Genomic DNA, 21,205 nt, shown 5'->3' with positions numbered 1-21,205 from the left:
TTTACATGCCGATACGTTACTATGAGCAAAGCATTTGAAAGATATCAAAGAAGGAAATTGATCTCGTCCTATTTCTCAGTCGTATTGAGTATCGCCTTGGTACTGTTTCTTTTGGGCATTTTGGGATTGCTGGTCCTAAATACCAAAAAAATGGCGGACCGATCCAAGGAGCAGATTACCATTTCCATTTTTTTAAAGGAAGATGCCAAGGATATGGAGGTGGAGCAATTGCAGAAAACATTGGCAATGTCTGAATATACGAAGTCGGCCACCTATGTATCCAAAGAAGAGGCCGCAGCCCAGCACAGCAAGGAAATAGGGGAGGATTTTGTGGATTACTTGGGCTACAATCCGCTTAAGAATTCCATAGACGTTAAATTGAATGCCGATTTTGTCACGGCCGAAAAGGTCGCGGAAATAGCCGCCACCCTGGAAGAGAAAAGTTATGTGGACGAGGTAAGCTACGATCGGGTATTGGTAAGTATGGTCGCCAAGAGTGTAGAAAAAATAGGATTTTGGATTTTGGTGGCTAGTGCCATTTTTACCGTAATCGCGGTATTATTGATCAACAGCTCCATACGGTTATCCATCTATTCCAAAAGGTTCATTATCAAAACCATGCAAATGGTAGGGGCCACAAAAAGCTTTATTCGAAAGCCCTTCCTATGGCAGAACATCAAATTGGGTATGTTGGGGGCGCTCCTTGCGCTTTTGGCCATTGCAGGGGTAATTTATTACGTGAACACCAATTTTCAGGACTTGGGACTTTTGGAAGACCCTATCATCCTGGTTATTCTCCTGGTTGGTGTGTTTCTTTTGGGAATTGTTATCTCCCTCCTCAGCACCTACTTTGCCACCCAGCGTTTCTTAAATCTCAGAACAGACGAATTATATTACTAAATTTGCCAAATGAGTAAGAAGGACAAAGTAAACCAGAACCCTAGAGGGGAATTTATTTTTCAGAAAAAGAATTACCTTTTCATGTTCATTGGCGTTGCGTGTATCGCCTTGGGATTTATACTGATGAGTGGCGGTGGTAGTGATGACCCAAACGTTTTTAACCCGGAGATCTATAATTTTAGAAGAATCCGCCTGGCACCTACCTTGGTATTGATTGGCTTGGGAATAGAGGTCTACGCCATATTATTGAATCCTCACAAAAAGAAAGACTAAGTTGGATATTTTAGATGCAATCATACTCGGAATCGTTCAAGGTTTGACCGAGTTTCTTCCAGTTTCCTCTAGCGGACATTTAGAATTGGGCAAGGCAATTTTGGGCGACAATTCCGTTCCCGAGGAAAGTTTGCTGTTTACCGTGGTGCTGCACTTTGCCACGGCTTTGAGCACCATTGTGGTGTTTAGAAGGGACATTGGGGAAATCATTAGGGGACTATTTCAATTTTCATGGAACGAGGAAAGCCAATTCAGTTCCAAAATCATCGTTTCCATGATTCCCGCAGTTTTGGTGGGCCTGTTTTTTGAAGAACAGTTGGAGGCTTTTTTTGGGGGTAACGTTATGTTCGTTGGTTTTATGTTGTTGATTACGGCCGTATTGCTCTATTTTGCCGATAAGGCGAAGGACACGGATAAAAAGGTAGGCTTTGGGAGTGCCTTTGTCATAGGAATTTCCCAGGCCATTGCCATGCTGCCCGGGATATCAAGGAGCGGGGCCACCATTTCCACATCGGTACTTTTGGGCGTGGACAAATCAAAATCTGCCAGGTTTTCCTTTTTAATGGTGGTACCCCTGATATTCGGTAAAATCGCCAAGGACCTGTTGGGGGGCGAACTTACGTTTAACGGCGAAAACAATATGGCCATGGTAGCCGGATTCTTGGCCGCCTTTGTTGCAGGACTGGCCGCTTGTACCTGGATGATTCAACTGGTGAGAAAAAGCAAGCTTTCCTATTTTGCCATCTATTGTCTAATCGTGGGCCTAATTGCTATCATCTTCGGACTTGCAAATCCGTAGACCTTAAATACAAAACTTTAATGGAGACCTTGACCAAGGAAGATTATTTGAACGGTCAGCTATTACTTATAGACAAGCCTTTGGGCTGGTCCTCATTTCAGGCGGTGAACAAGTTAAAATGGGCGATTCGGAAGAAATTCGGGCTTAAAAAAATAAAAATTGGCCATGCCGGTACGCTGGACCCATTGGCCACAGGACTACTTATTATCTGTACCGGAAAGTTCACCAAAAGAATTCCGGAGTACCAGGGTCAGTCAAAGGAGTATACCGGCACTATTACCTTGGGCGGTACCACACCTTCCTACGATTTGGAAACGGAAATTGATGAAAAGTTTGCCATCGACCATATTACGGAAGCGCAAATCATAAAAACAACTTCAGGGTTCATTGGGGAAATCGAACAGGCGCCGCCTGTTTTTTCGGCCATAAAAAAAGATGGTAAACGCTTGTATGAATACGCAAGGGAAGGAAAAGATGTCGCCATCAACAAAAGAAAAGTGCACATCCATTCCTTTGAAATAACGGATGTTCGATTGCCTGAGGTCGACTTTAGAATCTCCTGCAGCAAAGGAACGTATATCCGTTCCATAGCGCATGATTTTGGCAAGGCCTTGGGCTCTGGCGGGCATCTCTCCGAGTTGAGAAGAACCAAAATAGGCGATTTTAACGTAGATATATCCCAGGACCCATCGGATTTATCGGAACGGATTTTGCAGTAATCGTTATATCGATGAATTTTTAGTAAATTCCCGTTCGTCGATTTACTGAAATATTTTTGGGAAAAATCGGTTATATACACATGAATTTCAACAGACAACAACTCTCTTTTTTGATTACCCTGTTTTCCATGGGTATCGTTGTCTTGACATTGTACAATATCCATTTGGGCGGCCAAGAGGAAGACGATGACGACTACGTGGTTGAGATGGTATTGGAAGAACCCGAAGAACTTACTGAGGAAGAGGAAAAAATGCTGGAAGAACTTGCCAATACCGAAGCCATAAAAAGTCATATGGCCTTCAATGAAACGGCCAAACCGAGTGTTGGCAATCCGGAGCCTTTGCAAACTCTAGAGGAACTCATGGAGGAAAGGGCCATGGAAAATAATGGGGAACTGGCCGAAAACCTTATGTCTGACGGCGATTTTGTTGAACGTGTTAAGGAACTCGCAAAGAAAAGAGAAGAGAAAAAGCAACTATTGGGTGAAAAAGAGGCTAAAAAAGAGGAATACACCAACTACCTAGCGGAAAGGCGTACCTCCATTTCCTTTTCCTTGATCGATAGAAACGGATACCGTTTACCTCCCCCTATTTATACGTGTATCGAAGGCGGAAAAGTTGTGGTGAATATAGAAGTCAATAACCTGGGTCAGGTAACCGATGCCAGTTTTAACGAAAAAAGCTCCGGCACTTCAAACGGCTGCTTGGTAGACAATGCCATTGCCTATGCCTATAAGGCACAATTTAGCGTTTCCGATAAGCCAAGTCAGAAAGGCACGATCACGTATCTATTTCAAGGAAAGTAGGAGTAAAAGGTCCTCCAGTATACTCTGTCCCTTATCCTTATTGTACCACATCTGAAGATACTCCCTAAAGGCAATGGTCAAAGTACCATGCTCCTTTTTAAAGGCCTCTACCAATTGGGTCGCGTTGGACGAACGGGGACCCCAGGTACCAAGAACCCTATTGGATTCAGGTTCAAGTTGTACCAGTTTTGGAATGGACCACGCACCATTGGTCAAAAATTGCTGCATGAGCTGCGGATGTTCGTCCCTTAAAATGATTTTAAGGGAAATGTTGGGATTGATTTTTCCAATCTTGTTCATAACGGGCAATGCGGGCGATGCGTCCCCGCACCAACTTTCCGTAAACACCAACCAATTTACCTTATTTGGGAAGGATTTCAAGAGGCTCACAGATTCCTCGGAAAATTTTAAGGTCTTATCCCATCGCTGCATGCGCTTTGCGTTCAACTTGGTATAATTTATATAGGCCTCTGTAGCATCCTCTCCCGTAGATTTTCCCTCGTTAGCCAAGCTTTGCACCAAGTGCAAATATTCATCATATGTAAAAGCGAGTTCAAGTGCGTTGGCCAAAGATGTCTTTGTAAATACTTTCACCTGTATATTTTTATTGTTTTTCATAGGTCAGATGCAATTATTCACATCGCTGTTTATTGTATTTCCAAAAGGTGTTCATGAATCTTTGATTTCGCCAATAACCATCCCGGTTGGTATCAAGACTTGTTATAGCTCATTTCATAGTATCTTAAATTCAAAATTGATTGGTTGAAATTATTTACCATACCTTACATATTATTACGGACAAAAAAAAGGGCCGGTCTTTAAAGAAGAAACAAGACCGACCCAAACTAACCAAACCAAACAAAACTCACATTCCCAAATAAGGATTAAAATTCTTTGGCAAATAAAGTGAGGTATCAAAATCCAGGATAACCTCATCCTCATCCTCCATAAGTATTAACGAATCAATGTTCAATTCCATCCCAAAATAAGGGTCGAAATCCGGGGACAGAAACAAGTAGGGGTCAAAACCAAGGTCTACCTCATAGTCCACCTCTATTAATGACGGCCCCTCATTTATTAACAACTTGGGGGTGCTAAGGGCTCTACAATCCAATAGTTCGCATTCCTTGGAGACCTTGCTATGTATAGGTTCAACGTTTTGATCTAGCTCTTTGGCATGGACCATTGAAAAAGTTAAAAACGAAATCAACAAAAAATAAAAATTATTCTTCATATATATTATTAATTAATACTGTGCAAAGATACTGACAGCAAGAAGAATTTAAAATATATACTATGTTAATTGAGTGTTAAACTTTCTTTTTTAATAGTATTACTATTATTTTATATTTCTCTTTTTAATCATCCCACCCCGTGTGTCGTTTATTTTGCTCATAACTACGAAGGCCTTTGGATCTATTTTGGAAATTTCAATATTCAATTTCCGAATCTCCAACCGCGTAATTACCGTAAAAAGCACATCGTATTCGTTATGAGCGCCATTCTTTCCATATCCTCCCTTTGCGGGATAAATAGTCACTCCCCTTCCCAAAACATTGATGATCATATCCCGAAGCTGTTCGCTATAATCCGAAATTATGGTAACCCCTGTGTATTCCTCGATACCTTCTATTACAAAGTCCAAGGTTTTGGATGCCGCCAAATAGGTTAACATGGAGTACAGGGCGGACTCCACTGAAAGCAAATACGCTGCGGCCATAAAAACCAAAACATTGATGAGTATGATGATGTCCCCAATGGTCGTTCCCATCTTCCTACTCAAGTAGATGGCCAAGATTTCGGTTCCATCCAATACACCACCACCCCGAACGGAAAGTCCTATACCTGCACCCAGAAAAAAACCACCGAAAACGGCTACCAAAAGTTTGTCTTGGGTAACTTCTGGGAAATCCAATGTTACCAAAACAAAAGCTAATCCCACAATGGCTATGGTGGTCTTAATCGTAAATTGTCTTCCTATGACCTTATATCCCAAAAAAATGAAAGGTATATTGACAAGAATAATCAGTACATACAAAGGTATTTCATAGACCTCCGCCAAGAGTAAGGAGATACCCGTTGCACCACCATCAATAAATTGATTTGGCAATAGGAAACTTTCCAATCCAAATGCGGCAGCGAGAATTCCGCTCAACAAAAAAAAGGCGTCCTTGACAAATTGCTTAAGATTTGGGCCTATATGTACATTTGATATTGCCATAAACGGGAAAATTAAAGATTCACGGGGTTCACGGCCAAACTGTTGAAAAGCTTTGCCTTGGCCGTATAATATTTATTCTGGACTTCATTCTGTTTCAGTACCGCATCGATAAGTTTACTTTCCCTTGAATTTATTAGGAAAAGAGAGCTCTCACCAAAACTAAACTTTCGTTCTTCGGCCGTCAATAGACTTTGATAGTTTGTAACAATATCCAAAATCAAACGGTTTTGATCTTCAAATGAATCCAACTCATTATAGATGGCTATTACCTTATTTTGTATGGCCATCTCTGCATTGTCATATTCCAACCGTGCATCCTGTAATTTGATTTTCGCCAATCGTAAATCGCCGCGTTCCTTTCTAAGGAATAAAGGCAACTGAAAGGTTACCCCTCCTTTGTAATAATCAGTCTGAAGTGAATTCGCCAATTCCGGAGTTTCCGTTAGCAGATTATAATCTACATCAATGGTAGGCAGGAGTTTATTTGTTTTCAATCTTTTGTCCACAATGAGTCCATCGACCTTAAACCCCAGACTTTTCAATTTTGGGTGGTTTTCCAAGGAAAAGCTGTCCAAGGGTTTGCCTAAAATTTCAAAAGTTTCATCGATTTCCAAGTCCAGATTGTCCTCTGGGATTACATTGGACTGCAAATTCACTGGGATATTATCGCCCAACCAAAGGAAATTAGAAAGTTCCATAGATTTGTTCACCAAAGTAACCCGTGCCTGTTCCAGTTCCAAGGCCCTATTCTGTACCGCAATTTTCGCTTCTACCGTATCAATGGCGGCGATATCACCTGCAAGGGCACTCTTTTTTATTCCAGTAAAACGGATTTGGGCATTTTCCAAAAAATTCGAATATACTTGACTATCCCTATAGGCCTGTAACCATTTAAAGTAAGCTAAAGAAGCATCGAACAATATTTGGTTCACGAGCAAATCCCGGTCTGCTTTACTTTGTTCCCTGAAAAACTTGGCTTGTTTTAGGGTTGCCATACGTTCGTTTATCCAAGAACCACGTCCAAGTGATAGGGAGATACCAGCGCTATACAGTCCGTTTTCCGGTACGGATTCCTCGGGGTTTATAAACTCGCCCTCATTCTGCTCAAAATTACCCTTGAGTTCTATACCATACCATGTGGGTATCTTGAAGGTCGCGTTTAAACGGTCATAATACTCCGTACCCTTAAAATCCTTACGTTCGTAGTCCACATCCAACTTGGGGTCAAAACCGCCCCTTGCCTTTAACAAGTTTGCCTGACCCGTACTTAAGGCAAGTTCCGCCTGCTTGGCAATAGGATGAAATCTTTTGACATATCCAAGATATTCGTTGAACTTAAGGACCAACGTATCGTTTTGCTGCCCGTTTACCAAAAAACTACAGAAAAATAGTAGTATTAGGATAAAATACTTATTCATAGTTATTTTTTGACCGGTTCCGCTTTCGCCCCCTCCGGTTGGTAATAATTTGGAGGGAAGCCATTCAATTGTCTCCATAGTTCAAACCAAATAGGAACATCATCCAATAAGGCTATAGTATTGGCACCTGAACCCACTCTAAGATCTTTCGGCCATGGATGGTCTTCAGGATCTGGGGCCAACAAAATTCTGTATTTTCCATTTTCGCTGATGAACGTTTCAATGGCAACGACAACCCCTCCATAGGTACCGTAGGATACATTTGGCCATCCGCTGAAAATAATGACGGGCCATCCGTCAAATTCTATTCTTGCTTTCTCTCCTAGGTGCATCAATGGCAAATCTATGGGCTCTATAAAGGTTTCCACCGCCATATCATATTTTGCCGGCATAATGCCTACCAAACGATCTCCTTCTTTAAAGGTCTCTCCTATACCAGCTTGAATGGCCTTGTTTATAAATCCGCTTTGCGGTGCCCTAATATAATAGAGGTCGTTGCGGATGGAATAATTGGTAAACTCGTTCTCTAACTTGGTCACCTGTGCCTCAGAATCGAACTGACTGGACTGCGCAGTAAACTTATCGCTACGGGCCTTTGCAATCTTATCAGCATATTCTGCCTGTACCCTTGTGATTTCCACTTGGGCATTCAAAACTTCGTTTTTACTGGCCAACAACTTATTTTCCTGTGAGATCAGTTTCGCTTGGGTTTCCTGCAACTTCAATCTTTTTTCCTCTACATCGGTTACGGCCTTAAGACCTTCAGACTCCAATTGGGTGGTACGGTCAAATTGTCTTTGTGCAATGGTGATGTTAGTCTTTGCCGCTTCCAAGTCAATACTATCGCTCTGTACTTTCAACCTTGCCTGAAGCAATTTGTTCTGTGCCTGTTCCAATTTCAAGGAGAGTTCCTTGTTCAAGGCACCTATCTGGGTTTCTAGTGCCTTCACTTTTTCCTGATATGAGGTGACAGACATTTCCTTTGCTTTGATCTGCATTCCAGTTCGCTCCACCAACCTTGGATCAAAATATTCGTTTTTTACTTCGGATATATGTAATATGGTATCCCCTTTTTCCACAAAGTCGCCCTCTCTTACAAACCACTTCTCTATACGCCCAGGAATTGGTGATTGTATGGTCTGAGGCCTTTGATCGGGTGTTAGGGTGGTCAAAAAACCCCTTCCGCGAACGTTCTGGGTCCATGGTAAAAAGAGCATGATAATAAAGATTACCGCAAGCACAATCAGAAAGCGGTTGAAATGTTTATTGTACTTGTGTTGGCTGACCCTTTGCACAGCTTTGTAACCCGATAGGTCCACGCTTCTATTTAATACGGTTTTAGATATATTCAACATAGCGCTATTCGTTGTTTATAATTTTACCATCGGCCAAATTGATTATACGGCCACACCTAGTTACCCATTTTGGGTCATCACTTACGACCATTAGACTCCATGGCCTATCCGGATGTGTGAGATAATCCATGATGCGATCCGCCTCTTCAGCATCGAATTGATCCAAGGGATCGCGAAGAACCAGTAGCTTGGGCCGTTTGACCAAACTTCTGGCCAACACAATTTTCTTGGCAACGGTATAGGAAATTTGCTTGCCTTCGGGAAAAATCATGGTATCCAGGCCATTGTCCATTTCCCTAACGATATGGCTAAGTCCCGTAACCTCCAAGGCCCACAAAACATCCTCCTTAGGTATGGTAGTGTCATTAAAGGTTATATTGTTCAACAGTGTACCTTCAAAAGGAGTCTCCAACTTTAAGGATTGCCCCACTTTTGACCTAAAGTGATTTAGGTTTTCTGCCTTTAGTCGTACACCATTTACAAAAATATTGCCTTTAGTTGGCTCTATGAGTCCGGAAACAAGATGTAAGACACTGGATTTTCCGGCGCCATTCGTACCTCTTATCAATATTCTGTCCTTTGAATTTATCTGAAGGGAAATACCATCCAAAATGGGCTTTTGCCTGTCCGGTACCGAGTAGGTAATAGTATCGAGCTCTACTTTAAAATCCTCTTGGTCCAGAAGTTCAAGGTCCTTCTGCTGGGGTTCCACTTCCATATCGACCACCTGCCCCAATTTTTCAAGAGCGGTCAACACATCATAAAAGGACTCGAGACCAAGAATGAGCTTTTCCACGGAACTAATAACCAGTAGGATTATAATTTCCGCAGCTACGAACTGACCAATATTCATTTCCTGATTGAGTACCAAAAGTCCACCAATGATCAATAGTCCCCCAGTAACCAAAATTTTGAAACCTACCATTTGGATAAACTGAAGCACCAAAATTCTAAAGTGGTTTTCCCTTGCTTTTAGGTAACCTTCGGTCAGATAGTCGTTCTTTTCAAGGGCGTGACTTGTCTTCCCCGATAATTTAAAGCTTACGATACACCTGGCCACTTCCTGAATCCAATGGGCCACCTTGTACTTTTGTTTGGATTCCAGTAAACTTGTTTCAAGACCCTTTGTAATGGTGTACTTAAAGACCACATAGATCAAACCCAACAATAGAATTCCGTAGGCGATAAAAAACGGATGATAAAGACTTAACAGCAATAGACCGAAAATAATTTGAAGTAATGCTGTGGGAAAGTCAATCAATAATTTTGAAATTCCTTTTTGTATGTTCAGTGTATCGAAAAAACGGTTGGCCAGTTCCGGTGGATAAAAATTACGTAGTTCTGACATTTTTATCTTTGGAAAACGATAGGCAAATTCAAAGGAACTTCTAGTAAATATTTTTTGTTGGATATTTTCAATGATACGTATCTGCATCAATTGGAGCGCTCCTTGAAATGCCACGCCCAAGGTTACCAAAATCACGAGGATAATCCAGGAGGTAGTTACCTGTGCCCCCTGAATCAAATTGATTATGGCCTGTATTCCCAAAGGCAAGGTCAAACTGACCAAACCGGCAAAAATTGCATAATAAAATACTTGGCGGACATCCTTTTTGTCCAATTTTAGCATCCTTATTAAGCGTTGCCATGCGGTAATTATTTTTTTAGCCATTAGTGTGATTTAAAACGTTAAAGACTAGGTCGGTCAAATATTCTGTAGGTGTAACTTCATCACCACAATCCGTCATCGATGAAAAATGATCTTTTAAGAAGTGTTGGTGCAGGGCACCTCCTAATATGGTACTCGCCAAACTGGATGGGTACTTGTAGCTTGGATTGTACTGCTTTATCATTTCACTTAACCTTTTTGCCAATCTCTTATAGCTGGCAAAATAACCTTCCTTATCTTCCTCGTCCACCTCTTTGGTCAAGTAGGATTTTGAATACTCGTTAATGACGATTCTATTTAGAAGAACCTCATTGATATGGGAAAAATTGGAGTCCTCCGTGATTTCCCTGGAGATCATATAAATGGCCTTGGTCAGTTTTTCGCCAGGCTTTGGAATGTTATGGGTAGCAAAAACAAGTTGGTATTCCATCCATCCCCAGTACCATGAAGTGAGATACAATAAAAGCTTGTGCTTGTTCTCAAAGTAGCGATAAATGGAACTCTCATTGGAACCTATTCTTTCGCCCAATTTTCTAAAATTGAATTTTTCGAATCCAAGCTCTCCCATCATAACGATACTCATCTTTACAATGGACTTCCCAAGCTCAGACGATTCCGGGTCTTTGACAAATAACTTATCGTTCACACGAATTTTTACACCTTGAAACAGCTCTTCCATTCCATAATTTTAATAGTTATTACTGGCGAATATAATAGCAATACTATTACAAAATAAAAGTTTAACTTTTTTTAACAGAAGTAATGCTTTTATGATAATTGGATCTTTTATTTTTGAAATAAGAAATAACAGGTGTTATTTTATGGATATGATAATTTGAAAAGTTTATAATTTCGAATTTCATATAGTTCATGGAAAATAAACTGTTTTAACAACCTAATTTGTGAACCTTAAATTGATTGTATTATGAAACATTTAGTATCATTTTTAACATTGTTTTTAGTGTCATTTGGTGTTTTTGGACAAACCGAATCTGCCGACGTTAAGGTTGGGGATATTTTTACCATACAAAAAAGTACGAACCTACCTTTTGACCATATTCATTTTCCAAGGGCAAATTTCATCATAAAACGTGGTGGCGTTGCCAATTACAAAAGCCTGGATGATGTAAAGGTCAAAGTGGTAAAGGTAATGGAGGATGACATGGTCCAACTTACGGCCGTTGATGGCAAGAAATTCTTTAACTCCTATAAATTTGTAAAGGCCGATATGGCGAAAGCACTGGAAGCAGGAGAATTGGAATATCTTGATTTGAGAAGCAAAACCACCGTAGCGAACAATTAGTCCTGCTTTAAAGAAAGTAACATTTGTTTACTTCCCTTAAAATAAAAGGTAATAAAAACAAAAGTCCCGCCGCAAAAATACTTGTGGCGGGATTTTTTACTTTTGTCCCTCATGTATTTTTGATATGCACAGTGATAAAACAGAAGTAAAAAGGTGTGGGTGGTGCTTGGGAGATGCCTTATACGAGGCCTATCACGACACGGAATGGGGCGTTCCGGTTAAGGATGATGCCACCTTATTCGAGTTTCTCATATTAGAAACATTTCAAGCCGGCCTAAGTTGGATAACCGTTTTAAGAAAACGTGAAAATTTCAGGATTGCCCTGGACAATTTCGACTATAAAAAAATAGCCCGGTACGATCAGAATAAAATAAACGAACTTTTAGAAAATCAAGGTATCATAAGAAACAAACTGAAGGTATATGCCACTGTTTCCAATGCCCTTGCATTTATTAAAATACAAGAGGAATTTGGAAGTTTTAGTAATTATTATTGGGGGTTCGTAGCCAACAAACCCGTTAAAAACAAAGTCGAAAATTACAGGGAGGCCCCTGGGACGACACCGCTTTCGGATACCATTAGCAAAGACCTCAAAAAAAGGGGCTTCAAATTCGTTGGAAGTACCGTGGTCTATGCCATGATGCAAGCTACTGGGATGGTCAACGACCACGAAAAAAGTTGTTTTAGATATGAAGAGCTATAGTTTACTTACATTATTGATTCTTATTGGATGTTTTGTGAACGCCCAAAATAAATATGAACGGGAATACCGGATCAGAAAAAGCCAATTTCCTTCAACGGCAATGGACCTTATCGATGACACGTTAGACGATGCTAAAAGAATCCGTTTCTACAGGGAAACGGACAGTACCAAAATCAGCTATGAGGCAAAGTTCAAGAAGGACAGGTTATGGTACAGTGTTGAATTTGATGAAGACGGAACCTTGGAGGATGTGGAAATACTTATCAAAGAAGTGGATATTCCATCGGACCCCTTGGAAAAAATATTGAAATATCTCGATAATTCCTTTACCAAATATCGTATCAAAAGAATTCAACAGCAATATCCTATTTCCAAAGAAGAGCCTACGGAGAAAACGATTCGGAATGCGTTTCAAAACCTGATCCTGCCCAGCATAAACTATGAATTCATCGTCGCGGGAAAAAAGGATAAGGAATACTTTGACTACGAGCTGCTTTTTGGGTCCGATGGTAGTTTTAAGAAAATGAGAAAGACCCTACCTCCCAACTACGACCATGTCCTGTATTAAACGCATTTCCATACTACATGTTCTGATTGTTTTTATGGCCCCTTTCGTAAACTTGGCCCAGGACAACCTTACGGGCTATTGGAATCCACAGGTGGCCCTGAATTATGATGTAACGTCCAATTATTCCCACAACTTTTCAATTGAAAACCGGTCCTTTCTTTATAGGGACTCCAATGTTCAACTTACGGTCCGGCAAATGGACATCAACCATTTTTCCAATCTTAAAACAAGGGACAACCAAAGTGTTGGTTTTGGCATAAAATATAGGATCCGAAATTCCTTTGACAACAACGCCTACAATGAACTTCGGCTCACCCAACAGTTCAACGTCACCTTTAAAAATGGAAGTATCCGGTACGGAAACCGATTTAGATCTGAACAAAGGATTTCCAGTGATAATACAGTACATAGATTTCGGTATCGGTTTGCGGCCGATTTCCCTTTGATGGGGGAAAAACTGGATGTTGGCGAACCTTATCTGGTAATCTCTACAGAATCCCTTTTAAGCGTGGGCAGATCCATGACCCCGGAATATGACCAAAGATTTACACCCAAACTGGGATGGGTGCTTACTCCAACGACCAAATTTCAGATAGGAGGTGAATACCGGGCAGAAAACTACACTGGGAGTATAGAATACGAACTGTTCCTTTTAACCGAACTTGTTCTAAGCCTTTAACTGTTCCATAAAGGATTCCCTAGAAATTTCCCTTGCCCCCAAACTTGCCAGGTGATCCGTGTACAATTGGCAATCTATAAGCTTGTAGCCCTTTTCCTGTAGATCCTGTGCCAGCCGTATAAAGGCGACCTTTGAAGCGTTCGAAACTTTACTGAACATACTCTCCCCGCAAAAAATATGGCCCAAATCTACCCCGTAAAGACCCCCTACCAGACTGCCCTCTTCCCATACCTCGTAGGATTTGGCAATTCCCCTTTCATGTAATTTTAGGTAGGCCGATTTCATTTCCCGGGTAATCCACGTTCCGTTTTGCCCTTCCCGTACAATCGACGCGCAGTTTTCAACCACGCTTTCAAAACAGGTGTTTACGGTAACACTAAAATTATCGGATTTAATAACCTTTCGCATGCTTTTTGAAATACGTATCTCTTCCGGGTAAAGTACCATTCTGGGATCTGGGCTCCACCACAAAATCAGGGAATCCTCGTTGAACCAAGGAAAAATTCCACTGCTATAGGCCAGTAGCAATCTTTCCGGGGAAAGGTCGCCGCCAACGGCCAATAAGCCTTCTGAATTTGCCTTCTCTACAGGTGGAAAATACAGTTCCTGGTCCAAAAAATAAATAGCATTTTGTCCTCGCTGCACTATAAATTCTTTTTTTTCAAATTACACAATAGACCAAAAAGGCGAAAACTTGTTTAACCTTTTCAGGTCGAACAAGTTCCCGTATATCGAAGTAATTTTAAAAAATAGCTTTCGTAAATCTACTTAAAAAGGTAGATCGTCATGGTCCTCCTCGTTAAGACTGTCGGCAGGCTCAAAGGCTTCCATGGGCGGTACTGGAGGCATTCCTTCCGGTTGGGAAGGTGTCAGGTTTTCAATTCTCCAGCCTTGAATGGAATTGAAATATTTGGTTTCGCCTTGGGGATTTGTCCATTCCCTACCTCTTAGATTGATACTGATCTTTACATCCTGTCCAACCTTGTAGTTGTTCAACAAATCACATTTGTCCTGTACAAACTCAACCATAAGATGTTGGGGATATTGCTCGTCTGTAGTGACTACAACTTCACGCTTTCTAAAACCGTTATTACCAAATGTTTGGGTATCCCCAATCATTTTTACCTTTCCTTCTATTTCCATCTTAATGCTCTTTTAATAAAATAGAAATCAAAAATAAACAAAATGAACGGGGAATAAAACTGTAGGACAATCAATACACAACAAATAATCGCATTTTGGGTTATCTTTAGTAGTACAAAATTTCTGGATGAATTTTAGTCCTAAAAACAAGATGTCCAATATATTCCTAGTTGTTGGCTCCTTTATCGTTGTGAGCCTGATACTCTGGAATACTAATAGCTTTTTTAAGACCTTTAAGGAAGAGGAACGTCTAAAGATGGAGATTTGGGCCACGGCCCAATCAGAATTCCTACAATCTGCGGAGGATGTTGATTTGGGCAGCCTGCATTTAAAGGTTTTCCAAAACAATACATCAACGCCCATGATCCTTATCAATAAGGACAGCTCCATTAGAACGAACAATATACCCACGGAACTGGCCAAGGATTCCCTTTACATTTCAAAAAAACTAAGGCAGTTCCAGGACGAGAACGTACCCATTTCCATTGATCAGCAGGGCGAACATTTGGCCACGCTCTATTATGGAAATTCTGAAGTTTTGAACAAATTGAAGTTTTATCCTATTGCCTTACTTCTCATCATTCTGCTATTTGGGGCGGTAATCTATTTCCTGTTCAAAACGAACAAGGCATCGGAACAGAACAAATTATGGGCGGGCATGGCGAAGGAAACTGCGCATCAAATAGGCACCCCACTTTCCTCATTGCTAGGATGGAACGAACTGTTGAAAACCGAAAATATCAATCCGGACATCACCAAGGAAATAGAGAAGGATATTGCCCGACTGCAGACCATCACGGAACGGTTCTCAAAAATTGGCTCCCTTCCAAAACTGGATGCGAGCGATATTGTCGTTGAAACCAGGAATGCCTATGATTATCTTAAAAGGCGGAGTTCAAAGCTTATCCATTTTTCCTTCAATTCAAAAGTGGAGAATGCCCAGGTCTTATTGAACAGGTCGCTGTATAATTGGACCATTGAGAACTTGGTGAAGAATGGCATCGATGCGATGAAAGGCAAGGGAAGCATCGCCATAGAGATCGTTCCCAACGGAAAATATGTGAATATCCTTGTGGCCGATACCGGTCACGGAATCCCCAAAAGTAATTTTAATACTATTTTTAACCCCGGCGTGACCACAAAAAAACGAGGATGGGGCTTAGGGCTATCCCTCGTTAAACGGATCGTGGAGGAATACCATAAAGGTAAGATTAAGGTACTCTCTTCTGGTAAAGAGGGAACCATCATGCAAATTACGCTTAAAGTACACCATTAGTCATGGCAAAGGAAAAACTGAAAGTAATCAAGGAAGCGGACTTGACCAATAACTGTCCGGAGTGTTTTAACCAGGACCTAAAGTTGACCTTTTATCAAAAACATACCTACGGACGTTTTTTCCACAAAACAACGAACGAAATAAGCAACCAGATTGTCTGCAGAAAATGTAGCTCGATGATCTATCCCGTTAAATGGACCGATGATATTGAACGTCTGTTCGATTACTACCAGAAGACAGTCGTGCCTGAAAAGAAATCCACCAAACCTACCTTCCTATTTTTTATAATCCTTTTACTGATGATCGCGATTGTAGGTATTGGGGTCTACTTCTTTTTGGGAGGAACCATTAAAGTTTAGCAGCGATCGCTTTGGCTACCTGCTTGAATTCCTCTTCCGATAGTTTCACCTTTTTTTGAAAGATAGCGTCCTGCATGGAGTTCAAAGGAATCAAATGTACGTGCACGTGCGGTACTTCCAAGCCAATGACCGTTATCCCCACCCGTTTACATTCCACGGCCTTTTCAAGAGCCTTTCCAACCTTTCTAGAAAACGCCATAAGCCCCATATAGGTAGCCTCGTCCAAGTCCAGAATTTTGTCTACCTCCACCTTGGGGATGCATAAGGTATGGCCTGTTGCATTTGGGTTGATATCCAAAAATGCCAAGAAATTTTCATCCTCCGCAACTTTGTAGCATGGGATTTCTCCGTTGATGATTTTAGTGAATAGGGTTGCCATGGTTTTAATTCTTAAATAAAAGTATGATAGTTTAATTTAACTTTTAACGATGGCGCTATGATCTTTGGTCCTTTTTCAGGCTCATGCTTTTGGGCCATTGATCATAACGCGTGTTGGTCGTAATTTTTTTAATTTTATTTTCTCCTAAAATTAGGAATAAAAACTACGGATAGTTTGCCATAAGACAATGACAAGGTCTCTTTTCTTCAAGATTTCCGTTTTATATTGATGTATACATTGCGTGTATGATCAGTCTAAAACGGAACTAAAACTCCCCTAAATGAATGAAAATGAACAACAAAGAGTATTGTAACAAGTTACTATATTCCTATTTTAGGTGTAAGATACTTATTTTCTAATGTTCATAAAGGATACCAAAAGAACAGCATAGTATTTCCTTTGAGTCACTAAACTAGTTCTCCATACTGGTCCAGAATAGCATATAGCAAAACAAAAATCCCACCATGGTTGCCATGATGGGATTTTTGTTTTGCTATATGGAAACTACTATTCCCGCGTGATTTCCAGAATATCAAATTTCATGGTGCCATTGGGTACGGATATTTCTGCCACTTCACCCACGCTCTTTCCCAACAACCCTTTACCTATAGGAGAATTCACGGATATTTTCCCGGATTTTAAATCGGCCTCACTTTCCGCGACCAGTTTGTATTTCATCTCCATGCCATTGGTCTGGTTCTTTAACTTTACGGTAGAGAGTACCAAAACTTTTGAGGTATCCAATTGGGATTCATCTATCAATCGGGCATTTGCCAAGGTCGCCTCCATTTTGGAAATCTTCATTTCCAGCAGTCCCTGGGCCTCCTTGGCGGCATCATATTCCGCATTTTCAGACAAATCCCCTTTATCCCGCGCATCGGCAATGGCTTGGGAAGCCTTTGGCCGCTCCACGTCCCTTAAATAATTCAATTCCTCCTTTAACTTTTTAAGTCCCTCAGCAGTGTAATAGGATACGTTACTCATTAGTTCATCGTTTTATAAATAGCAAAATCCTCTATAACAGCCATATACCCATGACTTTTTTAGAGAGGATTTCCCACAAATATATATAATTTTGTACAAATTTAAGTATCGAATCCCCAAACATTCTTACAGCATGAAACGTGTATCCCTTCTTATTCTTTTTCTGTTTTTTCTGGCCTGCGACAACAACACCACAAACCGTAACCCGTTTCTACAGGAAATCAATTTTAGGTTCGATGCCAATCTAAATCTACCGCTTTATAGTCCCCTGACCAATACGGGGAGTGCGGTCTTAGTAACACAGGATGGCGTGGGTACCCGTGGAATTTTTATTATCAATGCCGGATTTAACCAGTTTCGAGCCTTTGAGGCCAGTTGTCCCAATCATGCGCCTAATGAATGTTCAACCATGACCTTGAACGGTCAGGTAGCGACCTGCTCCTGCGAGGACTATGAATACAGTCTTTTTACGGGACAGATGCTCAACAGACCGGACGATGGCAATCGCTACTATGACATGTTGGAATATAGAACCAGTTTTGGGGGCAATACTGTTTCCGTGACGAATTAAGCCTTTTTTACAAATAATCAAGACCCTATTTGGAATAATAATCCATACTTTCTGTTTCATCCTTTTTTTGTGATGGCCCAACAACAAAATAAACTAGAGATCCTATAATTGGTAGGAATAATACTATTAGTACCCATATCAACTTACTATTATTTTCCTTGAACTCACTCCTTACAATATTTATTATTGCAATCAAGGGTAGAACAAAAGATGAAACAATTAATAAGAGTAAAAAAGTCTGCCAAATTCCCATGCTCATTTTGATTTTGTTTTAGATTATTCTAATAATTCACAATATAATTAATTTCGATACTAGGTCGACTTCTTAAAAATTCACCGTAGCTCCCAATAAAAAGTTGATGCCTGCCTGCGGATAATATCCTGCTCCCTCTATGGTGGTAATCACTCCGGGATTGGAAAAATCATCATCAAACGTAAAGAAGTAGCCATTCGATACAATATCCGCATCGAACAGGTTATTTACCAACCCTAAAAACACGATACTCTTCAAAAACCCATTGAATGGGAGTTCGTACTGAAAATTCAGGTCGGTTTGGGTGTAGGCGTCCAATATGGAACTTTCGACATCTATATTCCCCATATATTGTTTGCCTACATACTTGGACAGCAAGGAAATTTCAAATGCTTCCACCGGACTATAGGTTATCAGGTTTCCGGCTATGATATCCGGGGAATAGGCGATATTGGTATTTCCCAAATTTTGCAACACTCCATCCCTCTGGAACACAAAATCCCTGTTTTTATTGGTACTCAACGTAAGGTTAGGTCCCCAGGTAAATGTGTCGCCAAATCGTACTTGGGCATCAATTTCCAACCCTAGGCGATAGCTATCGCCTACATTGGCCCTTAAGGGGGCGCCCACATCATTGAGTTCCCCGGTAAGCACCAATTGATCCTGATACTTCATGTAGTACAGGTTCGTGTTCACTTGAACATCTGGAGAAATGTAGCGCCACCCCAATTCCCAATCGTCCAATTTTTCCGGTCTGGGACTACCATTTTCATAATCGTTCCTATTGGGTTCCCGGTTGGCCCGGGCATAGGAGAAGTAGAAATTATTATTTCGGTTCATATCATAGGTAATCCCCGCTTTGGGATTGAAAAAGTTGAAGGTATCATCTACCAAACCCGTGTCCTCGCCATTGGCCCGGTACCCTACCGTTCTATATTGTAAATCACCGTAGAGCGACCAATGGTCGTTCAGCTTATAATTTGCCTTGGAATAGATATTAAAATCGGATTTTTTTGAGGTGTCATCATAGTATCGGTCCCTGTACTCACTATTGCTGGCGAACCTTGCCCAGATGACTTCGCCAAAGTGGTCTCCTTCGTAGTTGTTCCATCCGCCCCCAAAAATCAGGTTCAGGTTTTCCCTATCATACGTTGTGGAAAAAACGGTGCCGTAAAAATCATTATCCAGCCAACGTCGGCGGATCAGGTCAGTGGTGTTTACTTCTTCCCCGTTCACGTTGAGGGGTTCAAACCCGTAGGTTTCAAAAGCATCGTCCTCCCTAAACTGCTCAAAAAATCCCCTACCTCTGGTATAATGCAGAGCGATGTTGGTACTCCAGGAATCAGACCATTGTTCGTTCCATAAAAGCTGCGCATGGTCCTGTTTGTAGTCGTCCACCTCGTTCTCATAGAATTGAATGTTGCCATTTTCATCTGTATAAATTCCTGACGGATTAAAGGTGCGGTCCGTCCGTAGAGACTCCGCATCGATACCGTACCAAGCTTGATAGGTGATTTCATGCCCCCCAAAAAGCAAGGCCTTGATCAACGTATTATCATCTTTGTAGGCCCCTTGTAAAAAATAGGAATCCAAATCAGATGCCGCCCTGTCGATATACCCATCTGAATTTATACGCGAAAGCCTCCCGGAAATTTCCACCATATCGTTTAGAAGACCCGTGCTGAATTTGATATTCCGTCTAAACGTATTGAAACTGCCATACGAGGAAGAAACTTGCGCATAGGCATCTTCGGAAAATCCATCGGTCAACAAATTGAGACTGGCACCAAAGGCTCCTGCCCCATTGGTAGAGGTTCCCACGCCTCGCTGTAACTGCAGACTCTCGGTAGAGGAGGCAAAATCGGGCATGTTGACCCAAAAGGTTCCTTGAGATTCCGCATCGTTGTAAGGAATTCCGTTGATCGTTACATTTACCCTTGTGGCATCACTACCACGTACCCGAATACCGGTGTAGCCTACTCCGGCCCCTGCATCGGAAGTAGTAACCACCGAAGGCAAAAAGTTCATTAAAACAGGAATATCCTGACCCAAATTTCTGGGCTTGATTTCTTCCTTTGTCAAATTTGAAAAGGTCACCGGGGACTCCTTGGTAACACGTACCGCTGAGACAAAGACCTCGTCCAGTACTACTTTCTTCCCTTCAAGGGAATCCGTTTCCATTGGTTGTTGTTGGGCGTAAGCGCCCATGGTTAGGCCCAAAAAGGCCATTGTTGCGAACATAGAGTTTTTCATTCGTAAAAGTGTTACGAATAAAAGGGGCTATTATTCTAAATTAAACATGAATTTTGTCCAACTAAGGACCTTGATAATCCTAATGTGGCGATTGCCATCCCTTGGCAGCATTACCTGCCCAGGTTCATTGGGTATAATCTCAGCTTCCTCCTTGTTAGGATTCGGCACCCCTTTGAGATGGCGCAAAAATACACCGCTTGATTCAATAAATCGATATGGGACAACAAAAAAATTGGCCCAATAAAAAAGGGAGCCGACTGTCCAGCTCCCTTTACCACCATCAAGATCAATTTCAGGACCAAAACTAGGGTACAACAACCAAAACCTTATGAAAACTCCCAAAACACAACTACCACAATTTGTAATAGCCTGTTTTTGTTGAATCGTCCTGAAACTTAATGGCCCCTTTACAGTTAACGGTTAGTGTTTGACTTTCGAGGGTTCTTAAATTTCTTTACATCTTATAGGACACAGGTATCGGCCGTAGGTCACCCCATTCCATAAAAAAATTGATGCAAAAATTTTATATTCTGATAATCAACAATTTAAGCTTTAGGATTTTTGAACATTTAAC

The 21,205-nt window shown here is 41.1% G+C and carries 25 protein-coding genes; 12 read left to right on the top strand and 13 right to left on the bottom strand.

What is annotated here, in order from left to right; translation table 11 throughout:
- Positions 1-21 precede the first annotated feature (21 nt).
- The 5 genes from PP181_RS04395 to PP181_RS04375 all read left to right on the top strand — a co-directional run bounded on the left by PP181_RS04395 (position 22) and on the right by PP181_RS04375 (position 3,497).
- Positions 22-900: a cell division protein FtsX gene (locus tag PP181_RS04395; RefSeq protein WP_138256943.1), complete on the top strand. Its 879-nt coding sequence runs from the start codon at positions 22-24 to the stop codon at positions 898-900.
- 9 nt (positions 901-909) lie between these two features.
- Entirely contained in the window at positions 910-1,173 is a 264-nt protein-coding gene (locus PP181_RS04390; RefSeq protein ID WP_272636111.1) for a DUF3098 domain-containing protein, read from the top strand.
- Position 1,174: 1 nt separating this feature from the next.
- Positions 1,175-1,972, top strand: a complete 798-nt coding sequence (locus PP181_RS04385) for an undecaprenyl-diphosphate phosphatase (protein WP_272636110.1) — start codon at positions 1,175-1,177, stop codon at positions 1,970-1,972.
- A gap of 20 nt (positions 1,973-1,992) precedes the next feature.
- Positions 1,993-2,691, top strand: coding sequence for a tRNA pseudouridine(55) synthase TruB (gene truB, locus PP181_RS04380; protein WP_272636109.1), 699 nt, complete (start codon positions 1,993-1,995; stop codon positions 2,689-2,691).
- 80 nt (positions 2,692-2,771) lie between these two features.
- Positions 2,772-3,497, top strand: a complete 726-nt coding sequence (locus tag PP181_RS04375; RefSeq protein ID WP_272636108.1) for an energy transducer TonB family protein — start codon at positions 2,772-2,774, stop codon at positions 3,495-3,497.
- On the opposite strand, the gene PP181_RS04370 is transcribed toward PP181_RS04375, so the two are convergent.
- The 7 genes from PP181_RS04370 to PP181_RS04340 form a co-directional block, all read right to left on the bottom strand.
- On the bottom strand, positions 3,480-4,091 hold the full coding sequence (locus PP181_RS04370) for a thioredoxin family protein (protein WP_272636106.1): 612 nt from the start codon (positions 4,089-4,091) through the stop codon (positions 3,480-3,482). The two genes, PP181_RS04375 and PP181_RS04370, sit on opposite strands and share 18 nt — an antisense overlap.
- Before the next feature lie 271 nt (positions 4,092-4,362).
- Entirely contained in the window at positions 4,363-4,731 is a 369-nt protein-coding gene (locus PP181_RS04365; RefSeq protein WP_272636105.1) for a hypothetical protein, read from the bottom strand.
- A gap of 105 nt (positions 4,732-4,836) precedes the next feature.
- The gene (locus PP181_RS04360; RefSeq protein WP_272636104.1) at positions 4,837-5,718 is read right to left on the bottom strand and encodes a YitT family protein; all 882 of its coding nucleotides are present in this window, start codon (positions 5,716-5,718) and stop codon (positions 4,837-4,839) included.
- An 11-nt stretch (positions 5,719-5,729) separates the two neighbouring features.
- Positions 5,730-7,136, bottom strand: coding sequence for a TolC family protein (locus PP181_RS04355; protein ID WP_272636103.1), 1,407 nt, complete (start codon positions 7,134-7,136; stop codon positions 5,730-5,732).
- A 2-nt stretch (positions 7,137-7,138) separates the two neighbouring features.
- Positions 7,139-8,491 carry an HlyD family secretion protein gene (locus tag PP181_RS04350; RefSeq protein WP_138256934.1) on the bottom strand — a complete coding sequence of 451 codons (1,353 nt, stop codon included), beginning with the start codon at positions 8,489-8,491 and terminating at the stop codon, positions 7,139-7,141.
- Between the two features lie 4 nt (positions 8,492-8,495).
- Positions 8,496-10,163, bottom strand: coding sequence for a peptidase domain-containing ABC transporter (locus tag PP181_RS04345; RefSeq protein ID WP_272636102.1), 1,668 nt, complete (start codon positions 10,161-10,163; stop codon positions 8,496-8,498).
- Positions 10,156-10,839, bottom strand: a complete 684-nt coding sequence (locus tag PP181_RS04340; protein ID WP_138256932.1) for a TetR/AcrR family transcriptional regulator — start codon at positions 10,837-10,839, stop codon at positions 10,156-10,158. The genes PP181_RS04345 and PP181_RS04340 overlap by 8 nt, the downstream gene beginning before the upstream one ends.
- Positions 10,840-11,085: 246 nt before the next feature.
- On the opposite strand from PP181_RS04340, the gene PP181_RS04335 reads away from it, so the two are divergent.
- The 4 genes from PP181_RS04335 to PP181_RS04320 all read left to right on the top strand — a co-directional run bounded on the left by PP181_RS04335 (position 11,086) and on the right by PP181_RS04320 (position 13,413).
- A complete protein-coding gene (locus tag PP181_RS04335) occupies positions 11,086-11,463 on the top strand; it encodes a hypothetical protein (RefSeq protein WP_138256931.1) in 378 nt (125 codons plus the stop codon).
- A 124-nt stretch (positions 11,464-11,587) separates the two neighbouring features.
- Positions 11,588-12,166, top strand: a complete 579-nt coding sequence (locus PP181_RS04330; RefSeq protein WP_138256930.1) for a DNA-3-methyladenine glycosylase I — start codon at positions 11,588-11,590, stop codon at positions 12,164-12,166.
- Positions 12,153-12,734 carry a hypothetical protein gene (locus tag PP181_RS04325; RefSeq protein WP_272636101.1) on the top strand — a complete coding sequence of 194 codons (582 nt, stop codon included), beginning with the start codon at positions 12,153-12,155 and terminating at the stop codon, positions 12,732-12,734. The genes PP181_RS04330 and PP181_RS04325 overlap by 14 nt, the downstream gene beginning before the upstream one ends.
- Positions 12,721-13,413, top strand: coding sequence for a DUF2490 domain-containing protein (locus tag PP181_RS04320; RefSeq protein WP_272636100.1), 693 nt, complete (start codon positions 12,721-12,723; stop codon positions 13,411-13,413). Before PP181_RS04325 ends, PP181_RS04320 begins: the two co-directional genes overlap by 14 nt.
- Here the strand turns inward: PP181_RS04320 and aat are convergent.
- Positions 13,402-14,037 (bottom strand): leucyl/phenylalanyl-tRNA--protein transferase, encoded by a 636-nt coding sequence (gene aat / locus PP181_RS04315; RefSeq protein WP_272636211.1) that lies wholly within the window; start codon positions 14,035-14,037, stop codon positions 13,402-13,404. The two genes, PP181_RS04320 and aat, sit on opposite strands and share 12 nt — an antisense overlap.
- A 144-nt stretch (positions 14,038-14,181) precedes the next feature.
- The gene (locus PP181_RS04310) at positions 14,182-14,556 is read right to left on the bottom strand and encodes a DUF3127 domain-containing protein (RefSeq protein WP_138256927.1); all 375 of its coding nucleotides are present in this window, start codon (positions 14,554-14,556) and stop codon (positions 14,182-14,184) included.
- Positions 14,557-14,683: 127 nt separating this feature from the next.
- On the opposite strand from PP181_RS04310, the gene PP181_RS04305 reads away from it, so the two are divergent.
- Together PP181_RS04305 and PP181_RS04300 are read left to right on the top strand one after the other, a co-directional pair.
- Entirely contained in the window at positions 14,684-15,832 is a 1,149-nt protein-coding gene (locus PP181_RS04305) for a sensor histidine kinase (protein WP_272636099.1), read from the top strand.
- A 2-nt stretch (positions 15,833-15,834) separates the two neighbouring features.
- Positions 15,835-16,191 carry a hypothetical protein gene (locus tag PP181_RS04300; protein WP_138256925.1) on the top strand — a complete coding sequence of 119 codons (357 nt, stop codon included), beginning with the start codon at positions 15,835-15,837 and terminating at the stop codon, positions 16,189-16,191.
- On the opposite strand, the gene PP181_RS04295 is transcribed toward PP181_RS04300, so the two are convergent.
- The gene (locus tag PP181_RS04295) at positions 16,181-16,570 is read right to left on the bottom strand and encodes an HIT family protein (RefSeq protein ID WP_272636098.1); all 390 of its coding nucleotides are present in this window, start codon (positions 16,568-16,570) and stop codon (positions 16,181-16,183) included. The genes PP181_RS04300 and PP181_RS04295 overlap by 11 nt on opposite strands.
- A gap of 507 nt (positions 16,571-17,077) precedes the next feature.
- Positions 17,078-17,554, bottom strand: coding sequence for a transcription elongation factor GreA (greA, locus tag PP181_RS04290; protein WP_138256923.1), 477 nt, complete (start codon positions 17,552-17,554; stop codon positions 17,078-17,080).
- Between the two features lie 133 nt (positions 17,555-17,687).
- Here greA and PP181_RS04285 point away from each other — a divergent pair, with 133 nt between their 5' ends.
- Positions 17,688-18,125 carry a Rieske (2Fe-2S) protein gene (locus PP181_RS04285; RefSeq protein ID WP_272636097.1) on the top strand — a complete coding sequence of 146 codons (438 nt, stop codon included), beginning with the start codon at positions 17,688-17,690 and terminating at the stop codon, positions 18,123-18,125.
- Between the two features lie 25 nt (positions 18,126-18,150).
- On the opposite strand, the gene PP181_RS17725 is transcribed toward PP181_RS04285, so the two are convergent.
- Positions 18,151-18,378: a PLDc N-terminal domain-containing protein gene (locus PP181_RS17725; RefSeq protein WP_419776368.1), complete on the bottom strand. Its 228-nt coding sequence runs from the start codon at positions 18,376-18,378 to the stop codon at positions 18,151-18,153.
- 72 nt (positions 18,379-18,450) lie between these two features.
- Positions 18,451-20,631 (bottom strand): TonB-dependent receptor, encoded by a 2,181-nt coding sequence (locus tag PP181_RS04280; protein ID WP_272636096.1) that lies wholly within the window; start codon positions 20,629-20,631, stop codon positions 18,451-18,453.
- Between the last annotated feature and the right edge of the window lie 574 nt (positions 20,632-21,205).

The organism is Maribacter sp. PR66 (assembly GCF_028464205.1).
GTDB lineage: Bacteria > Bacteroidota > Bacteroidia > Flavobacteriales > Flavobacteriaceae > Maribacter > Maribacter flavus.
This window is presented reverse-complemented; position numbering and strand designations above follow the sequence as displayed.